The organism is Sphingobium sp. FG58, assembly GCF_057809055.1.
Genome location: NZ_JBMDJF010000019.1, coordinates 26322 through 38959 on the forward strand (window position 1 = coordinate 26322; position 12638 = coordinate 38959).

Consider the following 12638-nt stretch of genomic DNA (forward strand, 5'->3'; position numbering starts at 1 on the left):
TGGACTCCCCGAATTCCCGCCCTCCTTCAAATGAGAGGCAATTCCAAGCATATAGGCCAGGCGAATGATACTGTTCGATCATGCGTCCGCCATTTTTAGCCTTCACGACCGCATCTGAACTCTTTCTGGCTCAATTGCTAGACAGTCGGCTGCAGCGATCCGTATCGATCCGGCGTAGAAACCCAAGCATAAGCCCGGCATCCTAACTATCATCTAATGATTTAATGAAATTGGCGGAGACGGAGGGATTCGAACCCTCGGTAAGGAGTTATCCCTACGACGGTTTAGCAAACCGTTGGTTTCAGCCACTCACCCACGTCTCCAAACATGGCCTGAACGCCCGCTTGGGGCGGGGCTGCGGCTAGGCGACGTGTCCTATAGCGACGGCTTTGACGCATGGCAACGGTCCTGTTCGGGGATTTTTTGCCCTTTTGCCATGCTCGTAAATCGTTCCGGCCCGGAATCGACTCAGGTGGGCGTTCGTTCATTGTCGTTTCAGGTTGAAAGCCGATAGTCTGGGGGATGGTTAAGATGGCAATTTGCGGGGAGCATCGGGCATGAACGGGATTATGGGACGGACAAGCGCCCGCCTGGCGCGGGCAGCCGCGCTGGTGGCGGCACTGGCGGGGCTGGCGCTCAGCCCTGTGGCGGCGTCGGCGCAGGTGCGCACGATCGATCCCAACACCGCAATCGATGCCGATCTCGCCCCGCCCCCGCCCGCGCGCAGCGCCCCCACAGAACCGGGCGTTGATCCCAGCGTCTATAGCGACACTCCGGCCGACAGCGCCGTCACGTCCGGCACGACAGCGACCGGCGCGCCCGTCACCGCCGCATCGCCCCCCGCCGCGATCGCGCCCAGCGATTCCTTCCAGCAGGACGATCTGATCGGCGCGGCCGAAGGCGTGTTCGGCAAGGGCGCGGAAGGGCTGGCAGGCCTGATCGAAAAAGTGCTGAAGGATCAGGGGCGCCCCAACGCCTATATCGCCGGACGTGAGGCATCGGGTGCCTTTGTCGTCGGCCTGCGCTACGGCTCTGGCACGCTCAATCACAAGGTCGAGGGCAAGCGCGAAGTCTATTGGACCGGCCCGTCGATCGGCTTCGATGTCGGCGGCAACGCAGCCAACACCTTCGTCCTCGTGTATAATCTCTACGACACGCAGGATCTCTATCACCGCTTCCCGGCCGCCGAAGGCACCGCCTATCTGGTCGGGGGTTTCACCGCCAGCTATCTGCGCTGGGGCAATGTCGTGCTGATTCCGATCCGCCTTGGCGTCGGCTATCGGCTGGGGGTCAATGCCGGCTATATGAAGTTCAGCGAAAAGCGGACCTGGTTGCCGTTTTGAGGGGCGTTTGGGCTCCCGCGCAGGCGGGAGCCCAGTTCTGAGCGTGGGACTGGGCTCCCGCCTGCGCGGGAGCACCTTCTTCCCAAAGACTACAACCCCAATGCCAGTTGATCGCCCTGCTCGCTTTCCTCCGCCGCTTCCAGATTATGCACCCCCAATCCCAGCAACCGCGCGCCCATCCGCAGGGGTAGCTGGGCCAGCAACAGTTCCCGCGCCGCCTGTGCCAGCAGGTCGGGCGACCGTACCGGGGTCGCAAAGCTGCGCGACCGGGTGATGATGCGGAAATCGGCGAATTTGATCTTCAGCGTCACCGTCCGGCCCCAGGCCTGCGCCTTTTCGATCCGCCCCCACAGGCTGGTCGCGATCCGGTCAATCTCCGCGACCAGTCTTTCCCGCTCGGTCAGGTCGTTGAAAAATGTATCCTCGACACTCACCGACTTGCGCTGTTCGCGCTCGCGCACCGGCCGGTCGTCCTGCCCGCGTGCGGCGCGATAATAATAGTCCGCCGCGCTGCCGAAATGCGCCTGAAGGAAAGCCAGGCCGCGCGCGCGCAGGTCAGCCCCCGTCTCTATCCCCAGCGCGTGCATCCGCGCCGCCGTCACCGGTCCGACGCCATGGATGCGCCGCACCGGCATCGCCGCGATGAAGGCCTGGCCTTCGCTGGGCCGCACTACGCACATGCCGTCAGGCTTGTTCTGGTCCGACGCCAGCTTGGCGATCAGCTTGTTATAGGAAACGCCCGCCGAGGCTGTGAGCCCGGTTTCGGCGCGAATCAGCGCGCGTATCTCTGCCGCGACCTGCGTCGCCGACGCTATGCGCGGCTTGTTCACAGTGACGTCCAGATAGGCTTCATCGAGCGATAACGGCTGGATCATGTCGGTAAAGCGCGCGAAGATCGCCCGGATCTGGCCGGACACTGCGCGATAGGCGTCGAATCGCGGCGGTACGAAGATGAGGCCGGGGCAGAGCCGCCGCGCCCGTGCGCCGGGCATGGCGGACTTCACGCCGAACGCCCGCGCCTCATAGCTGGCCGTCGCCACCACCCCGCGCGGCCCGCCACCGCCGACCGCGATCGGCTGGCCCCGCAGCGTGGGATCGTCGCGCTGTTCCACCGACGCATAAAAGGCGTCCATGTCGATATGGATGATCTTGCGCAGCGGTGGCGGCGGGGCGTCCATGGCGCGATCTTATGCCATGAGAGGAACGAAAGGGAAACAGCGTTGCCGCCGCGACGCTTATTCCTTACCCTTGAGCGCCAGCAAGGCTGCGAAGGGACCGGCCTGATCCTCCCGCAGCACGCCTGCTTCACGTAAAACCGCATCGGCATCGGGCGCACGGGGATAGGGTGTCATCGCCAGCGCGACGGTTTCGGCAACCGCCTCCCCCATGTCGATGATATTGCCGCTATAGCCGATCGTGTCGCAATCCTCCGCGTCCAGCTCCATTTCAGCGCCTTCGACGACATCGCCATCCTCGGCGATGAAGCGGAGCAGGAAATCGCTGTCGATCATTTCCGGCACCGGCAGGCCGGTCGCGACGCAGGCCTGGGTCAGGCTGGCCTGCACCCGGCCGCGTGCGAAGATGCTGCCATTTTCCTCACTGATCGCATAGTCCGCTTCCAGCGCATCGAGCGCCAGCAGCGCGAAGCGGCGCATCAGCGCCTCGCGCTCCGCCGTATCGGCGGTGATGGTCGTGTTGCCGCTGATATGGCCGATCTGGTCCAGCCTGATGGGCCGCGAAAATTCAGGCGTCGGCAGTGCGCTCATCCCAGATCCCCCGCCAGCATCGCATCGCGGGTCAGGCAGCCCAGCCGCGTCCAGCGCTCCCGCAGCGCGCCTTCGACATGGGCGAGCGCCGCGTCGCTCACCGGCGCACCGCGATAGAGGTTGCGGCGCAGCGCATCGGTCATGTCCGCCTCACCCGCCAGCGCTGCGCGATAGGCGCTGATCCGGCCACCCAGCGCGCTCATCATCCGGCCGATATGCTTGCCGACCACGACGTCGCCAATCCCTTCCTGCCGCAACTGGCCGTCCATATCGTCAACGAACAATTCGGTCAGCCAGACGCTTTCCTGGGTTGCCCCCTGCTGCTCCAGCCGCATCAGCACCTGCGCCAGCACCGCCACGATCATGTCGAATCGCCCGTCCAGCGTGTCCGGCACTGCGCCGTCCATATACCAGTGCGGCTGGCGACCCTCCGCGACCACGGCGTGGTAGAGCGGCATCAACCCCGCCTTGGGATCGGTGCGGCCAAACAGGCGCTGGAGGAAGGAAGGGGAGGCTGTGGACATGAGGACTATGCTTTTTTAAGACGGATCGTTGGACGGGACGCCGTCCTGCCAAGTGTCGCCCCTTGCCGGGAGCGACGCATTTCCATATTGATCGAGCCGCTGCCCAATGCAATGGCGGCGTCATGTTTATTGGGTTCGCGGGTGCGTTCCGCCAGGAGAAGTCCATGCGTCAGTTCAGCCGTCATTCCACACGCGGGCGTTTCCTGTTGGCTCTCGGCCTCGGCGCGCTGGTACTGGGGGCATCGGGCTGCACCCGTATCCGCACCCATCAGGGCTATCAGGTCGACAAGCTGCTGGTCGATTCGGTCCAGCCGGGCATCGACAATCGCGCATCGGTGGAAGGGACGCTGGGTCGCCCCAGCTTCACGTCGCAATTCGGTGAGCAGGACTGGTATTATGTGTCGCGCGACATGCGCTCACTGGCCTTCTCCAACCCCAAGCCCGCCGACCAGACCGTGCTGCGCGTCCGCTTCGATGCGGCGGGCAATGTCGTGGCGGTGGATCGCGCGGGACTTGAGCAGGTCGCCAACATCTCGCCCATGGGCGACAAGACCCCGACGCTGGGTCGCAATCGCAGCCTGTTTGATGAGATATTCGGCAATATCGGCGCGGTCGGTGCCGGTGGCATGGGCGGCAATAGCGGCGGCAGCGGTCCGGGCGGCGGCCCCAACGGCAGCTAAGGTGGAACGACTCTAGATCGAACACCCAACCCCGTTCGTTTCGAACGGATCAAGGTGAAGGCATTTCACACTAAGCCGCCTGCCCCTCACTCCAGGCTCTTGCTCGCCTGTTCGGTGACATCCTTCGACAGGCCCGGCTGCGCCAATATGCGCTGCAATTGCGCCCGCATCAGCGCCGCGCGATCGGCGTCAAAGCGCTTCCACCGGCCCAGCGGCGGCACCAGCCGTGCGGCGGTCTGGGGGTTGCGCGAATCGAGCGCGATGATGCAGTCAGCCACTAGCTGATAACCCTTGCCCGACCGGTGATGGAACGCCCACTGATTGCCCGCGAACGCGCCGTAGAGCGATCGCACCCGGTTGGGATTGGACAAAGTGAACGCCTTGTGCCGCCCCAATTCCTCGACCTGATCGACCGTATCGGGATGCAGCGCGAACGCCTGGGTCTGGAACCATTTGTCGAGCGTCAGCGCGTCATGGCCATAACGGTTGTAGAATATGTCGATCGCCGCATCGCGCTCCGGGCTGGTGCCATTGGCCAGCGTGGCGAGCGCCGCCTGCCGCTCGGTCATATTGTCCGCCTCATGGAACTGGGCAAAGGCGATGGCGGGGCCATCGTCTGCGCCGGACGCCACCAGATAATGGAGCGCAGCGTTGCGCAGTTTGCGCGCGCCCTTGGCCGCTGACGACAGCGAAAAACCGTTCGCCTTGGTACGGCTGTGGATGTCGCGCCATAGCGGCTCCAGCTCCGCGCCGATTCGCTGTTGCAGCGCTTCCCGCGCGGCGTGAATCGCATCCGGGTCCACCACCGCCATCTGGTCACCCAGATAGGCTTCGCTGGGCAGGCGGATGGTTTCGGCAATGAAGGCCGGGTCGAGCAGCGGGTCGGTGATAGTGTTGCGCACCGCCGCGATGACCGCGGCGTCATCGACCGGCTGCCCGGCGATCGCCCCGATCAGCACATTGACCATCAGTTGCTGCATCGCCTCATAGCGCGCAAACGGATCATCATCGCGCGCCGACAGGAAGGCGAGATCATCCTGGCTGCGATTGGTCTCGACGATCACCGGGGCAGAAAAGCCGCGGTTGATCGACAGGATCGGCGCGGCGGCAAAGCCCTCGAACCGGAAGCTCTGTTGCGCCTCGGTCAGCATCAGCAGTTGGTCGCCCTGATGCGTGCCAGTTGCCGGATCGAACAGAGCGACCCGCAGCGGGATCGCCATCGGCTGCTTGTCGGGCTGACCGAGGGTTGGCGGGATGCTCTGTTGCAGATCAAGCTCGACCGCCTGTGTCACAGGATCATGGCGCAGCAGCGCGCGGACGTGCGGGGTGCCAGCCTGTTCATACCAGCGGCGAAACTGGGTCAGGTCGATGCCCCCGCCCTCTTCCATAGCGGCGACGAAATCCTCGCAGGTCGCGGCCTGCCCATCATGCCGGTCGAAATAGAGATCGCTGCCCGCGCGGAAGCGTTCTGCCCCCAGCATCAGCGCCATCATGCGGATGATCTCGGCGCCCTTATTGTAGATAGTGGCGGTGTAGAAGTTACTGATTTCCATATAGGATTCAGGCCGGATCGGATGGGCGAGCGGGCCACTATCCTCCTGAAACTGGGCCGCGCGCAGGATGCGGACATCCTCGATCCGCTTGACTGCATGACTGCCCATGTCGGCGGAGAAATTCTGGTCGCGAAAGACGGTGAAGCCTTCCTTGAGGCTCAACTGGAACCAGTCTCGGCAGGTGACGCGGTTGCCCGACCAGTTGTGGAAATATTCATGCGCCACCACGCCTTCGACCCCGTCATAGTCAATGTCGGTCGCGGTTTCGGGGTCGGCCAAAATATAGCGTGAATTGAAGATGTTGAGGCCCTTATTCTCCATCGCACCGAAATTGAAATCGGCGACGGCGACGATGTTGAACACATCCAGATCATATTCGCGGCCATAGACGCGCTCGTCCCAGGCCATGCTGTCCTTGAGCGCCTGCATGGCGTGGGCGGTGCGGGACAGGTCGGCCTCCCGCACCCAGATGCCCAGCTGCACCTCGCGCCCGCTCATCGTCACGAAGCGGTCGGCGTTGCAGGCCAAGTCGCCCGCGACCAGTGCGAACAGATAGCAGGGCTTGGGGAAGGGATCGTTCCAGAGCGCCCAGTGGCGGCCATCGTCACCCTCGCCCTGTTCGACCGGATCGCCATTGGCGAGCAGGATGGGGAAGCGCGCCTTGTCGGCGGTCAGCCGGACGCTGTAGCGCGACAGGACATCGGGCCGATCGGGAAAGAAAGTGATGCGGCGGAACCCCTCCGCCTCGCACTGGGTGCAGAGCAGACCGCCGCTGGCGTAGAGGCCCATCAGCTTGCTGTTATTCTCTGGCACCAGCTCGACCAGCGTTTCGATGCTGTGCGCGGTGCCGGTCAGGGCGATGATCAGCGACCCGGCCTCCAGATGCCAGTCGTCCGCGCTCAGCAGCGCACCATCGACCTTCACCTCCAGCGGCACCAGTCCGTCGCCATCCAATCGCAGCGGTCGGTCATGATCGCCATTGCGCGTCACTGACAGCGTCGCACGAACGCTCGTCAGCGCCGGATCGAGATCGAAATCCAGCACGATGGTGGGGACGAGCCAGTCGGGCGGACTATAGTCTGAGCGGCGGATGATCGCGGGGGCGGCGGTGGAGCTTTGCATGTCGGCCATGCCCGCAACCTAGGGAGCGGGTGTGCAAAAGACCAGACTGCTTTGGGTCTAACTCTTCAAACTTCGCCCATATCGACCATGGTGATTCACGGCCTAGATGCGTTCGCCCGACAGGCGCTGGCACAGCATGTCGAGCTGGTCGAGGGTCGAGTAGCGCAGCGACAGGGAGCCGCCCGCGCCGCTGACATGATCGATATCGACCTTCAGACCCAATATGTCGGCCAGATGCTGCTCCAGCGCGGCGATGTCCGCATCCTTGTCGCGCGAACCGCCGCCGCGCCGCGCGACGGGCGCATCCTCGCCCTTCTTGACCCGGCGCACCAGTTGTTCGGTGTCGCGGACGGACAGCCCCTTCTGTTCGACCTGCCGCGCCAGCGCCTCGCAATCGGGCGCGCCGATCAGCGCGCGGGCATGGCCCATGCTGATCTTCTGTTCGACCACCTGCTGCTGCACCATGGCGGGCAGATCGAGCAGGCGCATGAGATTGGCGACATGGCTGCGTGATTTGCCGACCAGTCGCCCCAGCGCTTCCTGGCTGTGGTGGAATTCGGCGATCAGCTTGCGATAGGCTTCGGCCTCTTCGATCGGATTGAGATCTTCGCGCTGGATATTCTCAATGAGCGCGATTTCCAGCGTCTCCGCCTCGTCGAAATCGCGGACGATGGCGGGGATGCGGTGGAGATGGGCGCGCTGCGCCGCGCGCCAGCGGCGTTCGCCCGCGACGATCTGGAAACCGCCGCCATGGGGCCGGACGATGATCGGCTGGATCACGCCCCGCTTGGCGATGCTTTCGGCCAGTTCCTGCAACGCGCCTTCGTCGAAATGACGACGCGGCTGTTCGGGATGTGGCTGAATCAGTGCCACCTCTATGCTCTGGATCGCCTTGCCCGATGGCGAGGGAGCGGCTGCGGCCACTGGCTCCTCACGCGCGACGTCGCCGAGCAGTGCGGACAGGCCACGGCCCAGCCCGTGCGGGCGCTTGACCACCTTGGGCTTTTCGCTGGTGTCGTCGCTCAAGCCGCTACCTCCTGCCGGGGCAGGCGCGCGATCAATTCGCGCGCCAGTCGCATATAGGCTTCCGATCCCGAACAGCGGAAGTCATAGATCAGGGCCGGAACGCCATGGCTTGGCGCTTCGGACAGGCGCACATTGCGCGGAATGACGGTGGTGAACACCAGATCGCCCAGGCAGGCGCGCACATCGTCGGCCACCTGATCGGTCAGTCGGTTGCGCCGGTCATACATGGTCAGCGCCACGCCCATGATCGACAGACCCGGATTGAAACGGCCGCGAATACGCTCAACCGTCTGGAGCAGTTGCGAAAGCCCTTCGAGCGCAAAAAATTCGCACTGCAACGGCACAAGCAAAGATTGCGCGGCGACCATCGCGTTGATCGTCAACAGGCCCAGCGAGGGCGGGCAATCGATCAGGCAAATGTCCCAGCGGCCCGCAGGCGCTTCGGACAAGACCCGTTCCAGCCTGTGGGTGCGCTCTTCATATTCGATCAGTTCGATTTCGCAGCCTGACAGATCCTGCGTCGCCGGGACCAGATCGAGCTTTGGCACGCGGGTGGCGACGATGGCGTCCTCCAGCGCGCAATTGCCGACCAGCAGATCATAGCTGGACTGCGCGCGATCCGCCTGCATCACCCCCAGCCCGGTCGAGGCATTGCCCTGCGGATCGAGATCGACCAGCAACACCCGCAATCCCGTAGCCGCCAATCCCGTGGCCAGATTGATTGCGGTGGTGGTCTTGCCCACGCCGCCCTTCTGATTGGCGATGGCGATGCAGATCATGCGCGGCCTTTCCTCCTGGCGACGGGTTTGACGGCGTGCGCGATCAGGATGGCGCTATCGGCATCCGTTACGCTCGCTTCCATGTGAAAGGCACCTTGCCACGATGGGCGCACCGCCTCCAGTTCATTTTGCGCATTTCGTCCCTTGGGCAGCACCCACAGCGTTTTTTCATTCGCCAGATGCGCGGCGGAGGATAGAAGTTTGGGTAGGGGCGCATAAGCGCGGGCGCTGATCACCGCTGCGGCCGTCGCCGGGACAGCCTCGACACGCCCGCCGAATACGCGCGCGCGTTTGAGGTCGAGCTGGTCAATCACTGCGTCGAGAAATTCGATCCGCTTGCGCCGCGATTCCACCATCGTCACCGGACGGGTGGAGAGGCAGGCGACGACGATACCCGGCAGGCCAGCGCCAGAGCCAAGGTCATACCAGTCGCCCTCGCCCGCATTTTCCGCATGGCGCAGCAGTTGCGCGGAATCGACGATATGCCGCGCCCAGATATGGGGGCGGGTCGATTCGGCGATCAGATTTTGCTCGTCCATCGCCGCCAACAGGATCGCGACATAGCGTTCCAGCCGGTCCCATGTTTCACGTGAAACATCGAACTGCGTATCGAGCCAGGCCCGCGCTTCCTCTTCCGTCACGCGGCCACCCGGCGCACATGGACGAGGATCGCCGCCAACGCGGCGGGGGTGATCCCCCTGATCCGGCTGGCCGCCGCCAGCGTATCGGGCCGGGCCGCATCGAGCCGCTCGATCATTTCGGTCGACAGGCCACCGATCAGGGCGAAGTCGAAATCGGCCGGGATCATCACCCGTTCGTTGCGGCGCATATCGGCAATCTCGGCATCCTGCCGTTCGAGATAGGGCGCGTAATGCGCATCCTCCAATATCTCGACGCGCAGATCGTCGGGCGCATCGCGCAGGCCGGGTGCGAGGATCAGCAGCAAGGCCTGATCGACTTCGGGAAAGCGCGCCCATTCAAACAGGCTGCGCCGCGCGCCGTCCTGCCGCACGGTTGCGCCAGCGCGCGCCATTTCTGTGGCGGTCATCGGGCGGGCCAGTGCCGTCTCCACCGCAGCGCGTTGCGCCGCGCGATCCGCCAGACGTGCGGCGCGAACCGGGCCAGTAAGTCCGTGCGAAAGGCCAATCGCGCCCAGCCGCGTCTCCGCATTATTGGCGCGCAACCGCAGCCGATATTCGGCGCGCGCGGTCAGCATCCGATAGGGTTCGGTCACGCCCTGCAACACCAGATCGTCGATCATCACCCCGATATAGCTGCTGGCCCGGTCGAGGACCAAAGCCCCCTCGCCCTGCGCCCGCGCGGCGGCATTGGCCCCGGCGATCAGCCCCTGTGCCGCGGCCTCCTCATAACCGGTGGTGCCGTTAATCTGTCCGGCACAGAACAGGCCGGGAATAGCGCGCACCTCCAACGTGGAATCGAGCGCGCGCGGGTCGACATGATCATATTCAACGGCATAGCCCGGCACGACAATCTCGGCCCGCTCCAGCCCGCGCATCGATCGGACCATGGCGACTTGCACATCGGTGGGGAGCGAGGTGCTGATGCCGTTGGGATAGACGAGCGGATCGTCCAGCCCCTCCGGCTCCAGAAAAATCTGATGCCCGTCGCGGTCGCCAAAGCGCTGGATCTTGTCCTCGATCGACGGGCAGTAGCGTGGCCCCCGCCCCTCGATCGCGCCGCTGAACAGGGGCGACCGCCCCAGCCCGTCGCGGATGATCTGGTGGGTGCGTTCGTTGGTCCGGGTGATGGCGCAGGCAAGTTGCGGCAGGATGCGCCCGTCCGACAGCGGCGACATGGTCCAATGCGCATCGTCGGAAGGCTGCGCCTCCAGCTGCGCCCAGTCGATCGTGCGCCCGTCGATGCGTGGCGGCGTGCCGGTCTTGAGCCGTCCGATCGGCAGGCCGATGGCGCGAAGCTGGAGACCCAATGTGGTCGCGGCACGCTCCCCCACGCGACCGCCAATCTCCCGCTCGTCGCCCCGGAACAGCTTGCCGCCCAGAAAGGTGCCGGTCGCCAGCACGACAGAGGGCGCGTGCAGGACGCGGCCATCGGCCAGCGCCAACCCTGCAACCGCATCGCCGTCGAGCAACAATGCGTCGGCTTCGCCCTCGACGATGGTCAGGCCGGACTGCGCGTCGAGCATCTGATGAATCGCGGCGCGATAGCGTTTGCGGTCGGCCTGGACCCGCGGTCCCTGCACGGCGGCACCCTTGCTGCTGTTGAGCATCCGATAATGGATGGCGGCGGCATCGGCGGCGCGGGCGATCAGCCCGTCGAACGCATCGACCTCGCGCACCAGATGACCCTTGCCCAATCCGCCGATCGCCGGGTTGCAGGACATCGCGCCCACGGTCGCGCGCTCGAAGGTGAGTAGCGCCACGGTCGCGCCCTTGCGCGCAGCCGCCGCCGCTGCCTCACACCCGGCATGGCCGCCACCGACCACGATCACATCATAGCTTGTTCGCATGGCGCAGCCCATATCAGAAAGGCGCGGCGGGGGCAAAAGTGTTCCACGTGGAACATGTGGCTCATTTGCCGATGCAGAATCCTGCGAACAGCCGGTCAAGCATATCCTCGGTTCCGGCCTGTCCGGTCAGCGCGTCAATTTCGCGCCGCGCCTGCCGCAGCTCCTCGGCCAGGATCAGCAGGTCGCGCGCGCTGGCAGCAGAATCGAGAAAGGCTGCAATATGTCCAACTCGCTGTCGCTGTCGCGCGTGCAGCGCATAGTCGCCCTCGCCCGGCAACAGTTTTGCCGCACGATCGAGCAGCAGCGCGACCAGCGCGTCCATCCTTTCGCCGGTCTGCGCGGACAGGCGGAGGCCGGGACGATCCCCCTCTCCGTCCCGGTCGCATTGCGCCGCGATCAACAGCGCATCGTCGCGCGGCGCGTCAGCCGCGTCACCCAGCCACAATATGATGTCCGCCGCCGCCAGTGCCGATCTCGCCCGGTCTATACCGATCGCTTCGATCGCGTCGCCCGTCTCGTCACGCAGCCCTGCCGTGTCAGTGAACAGGAAAGCGACGCCGCCGATCGCCGCTGGCACCTCGATCCTGTCGCGCGTCGTCCCGGCAATGTCGGAAACGATCGCGGCGTCACGCCCGACCAGCGCGTTAAGCAAGGTCGATTTGCCCGCATTGGGCGGCCCGGCCAGCACCACCCGCACCCCGTCGCGCAGCCGCTCGGCCGATGGCGCGGCCAGCACGACGCTCACATCCTGGGCCAGCGCCGCGATCCCTTCGCCGATCCGTGCCTCGATCGCGGCATCGGGGACGTCATCCTCGTCGGAAAAATCGAGCGCCGCTTCAGCCATTGCCGACAGGCCGAGCAGGGTCGCGCGCCATCCCTCGATCCGGCGGGAAAAATGCCCCTCCGCCATCATCAGCGCGGCGCGGCGTTGCTGTTGGGTTTCGGCGGCGAGGAGATCGGCCAGCCCTTCAACCGCGTTCAGGTCCATCCGGCCATTGGCAAAGGCGCGCCGGGTAAATTCGCCCGCCTCGGCCCGGCGCAGTCCCGGCATCGCACCCAGCGCCGCTTCCACTGCCGCCACTACCGCGCGGCCGCCATGGCAGTGGAGTTCGACCAGATCTTCGCCGGTCACGGTCGTCGGACCAGGCAACCACAGGGTCAATGCTCGGTCGAGCGGCGCACCATCCTGCGGATCGACCAGCAAGGTCAGGCTGGCGTTGCGCGGCGGTGGCACGCGGCGGGCGAGTGTCTCCAGCACAGTGCGGGCGGCGGGGCCACTGACGCGGATCACCGCAATCCCTGCGGGCGGCGCGCCGCTCGACAGGGCGAAAATCGTATCGGTCACGGGAAGTGGCGC

11 protein-coding genes and 1 tRNA gene are annotated in these 12638 nt (G+C 65.1%); 2 read left to right on the forward strand and 10 right to left on the reverse strand.

What is annotated here, in order from left to right; translation table 11 throughout:
* Nucleotides 1-231: 231 nt before the first annotated feature.
* Nucleotides 232-323, reverse strand: a tRNA-Ser gene (locus tag ACODR8_RS16890).
* A 234-nt stretch (nt 324-557) separates the two neighbouring features.
* Here ACODR8_RS16890 and ACODR8_RS16895 point away from each other — a divergent pair.
* A complete protein-coding gene (locus tag ACODR8_RS16895; RefSeq protein WP_489008346.1) occupies nt 558-1343 on the forward strand; it encodes a DUF1134 domain-containing protein in 786 nt (261 codons plus the stop codon).
* Between the two features lie 89 nt (nt 1344-1432).
* Here ACODR8_RS16895 and dinB read toward each other — a convergent pair whose 3' ends face one another.
* The 3 genes from dinB to ACODR8_RS16910 are packed head-to-tail and all read right to left on the reverse strand — an operon-like array spanning nt 1433 to nt 3633.
* A complete protein-coding gene (dinB, locus tag ACODR8_RS16900) occupies nt 1433-2521 on the reverse strand; it encodes a DNA polymerase IV (RefSeq protein WP_489008347.1) in 1089 nt (362 codons plus the stop codon).
* Between the two features lie 57 nt (nt 2522-2578).
* Nucleotides 2579-3109, reverse strand: coding sequence for a DUF177 domain-containing protein (locus ACODR8_RS16905; protein ID WP_489008348.1), 531 nt, complete (start codon nt 3107-3109; stop codon nt 2579-2581).
* Complete coding sequence (locus ACODR8_RS16910; RefSeq protein WP_489008349.1) at nt 3106-3633, reverse strand: ubiquinol-cytochrome C chaperone family protein; 528 nt, start codon at nt 3631-3633, stop codon at nt 3106-3108. Before ACODR8_RS16910 ends, ACODR8_RS16905 begins: the two co-directional genes overlap by 4 nt.
* A 164-nt stretch (nt 3634-3797) precedes the next feature.
* Between ACODR8_RS16910 and ACODR8_RS16915 the strand changes: the two genes are divergently transcribed.
* Entirely contained in the window at nt 3798-4313 is a 516-nt protein-coding gene (locus ACODR8_RS16915; RefSeq protein ID WP_119743726.1) for an outer membrane protein assembly factor BamE, read from the forward strand.
* Between the two features lie 86 nt (nt 4314-4399).
* Here ACODR8_RS16915 and pepN read toward each other — a convergent pair whose 3' ends face one another.
* The 6 genes from pepN to mnmE form a co-directional block, all read right to left on the reverse strand.
* Complete coding sequence (pepN, locus tag ACODR8_RS16920) at nt 4400-6997, reverse strand: aminopeptidase N (RefSeq protein ID WP_489008350.1); 2598 nt, start codon at nt 6995-6997, stop codon at nt 4400-4402.
* 93 nt (nt 6998-7090) lie between these two features.
* Nucleotides 7091-8014: a ParB/RepB/Spo0J family partition protein gene (locus tag ACODR8_RS16925; protein ID WP_489008351.1), complete on the reverse strand. Its 924-nt coding sequence runs from the start codon at nt 8012-8014 to the stop codon at nt 7091-7093.
* A complete protein-coding gene (locus ACODR8_RS16930; RefSeq protein WP_119743528.1) occupies nt 8011-8793 on the reverse strand; it encodes a ParA family protein in 783 nt (260 codons plus the stop codon). The genes ACODR8_RS16925 and ACODR8_RS16930 overlap by 4 nt, the downstream gene beginning before the upstream one ends.
* On the reverse strand, nt 8790-9434 hold the full coding sequence (rsmG, locus tag ACODR8_RS16935) for a 16S rRNA (guanine(527)-N(7))-methyltransferase RsmG (RefSeq protein ID WP_489008352.1): 645 nt from the start codon (nt 9432-9434) through the stop codon (nt 8790-8792). The genes ACODR8_RS16930 and rsmG overlap by 4 nt, the downstream gene beginning before the upstream one ends.
* Complete coding sequence (gene mnmG / locus ACODR8_RS16940; RefSeq protein WP_489008353.1) at nt 9431-11281, reverse strand: tRNA uridine-5-carboxymethylaminomethyl(34) synthesis enzyme MnmG; 1851 nt, start codon at nt 11279-11281, stop codon at nt 9431-9433. The genes rsmG and mnmG overlap by 4 nt, the downstream gene beginning before the upstream one ends.
* 61 nt (nt 11282-11342) lie before the next feature.
* Nucleotides 11343-12626 (reverse strand): tRNA uridine-5-carboxymethylaminomethyl(34) synthesis GTPase MnmE, encoded by a 1284-nt coding sequence (mnmE, locus tag ACODR8_RS16945; RefSeq protein WP_489008354.1) that lies wholly within the window; start codon nt 12624-12626, stop codon nt 11343-11345.
* Between the last annotated feature and the right edge of the window lie 12 nt (nt 12627-12638).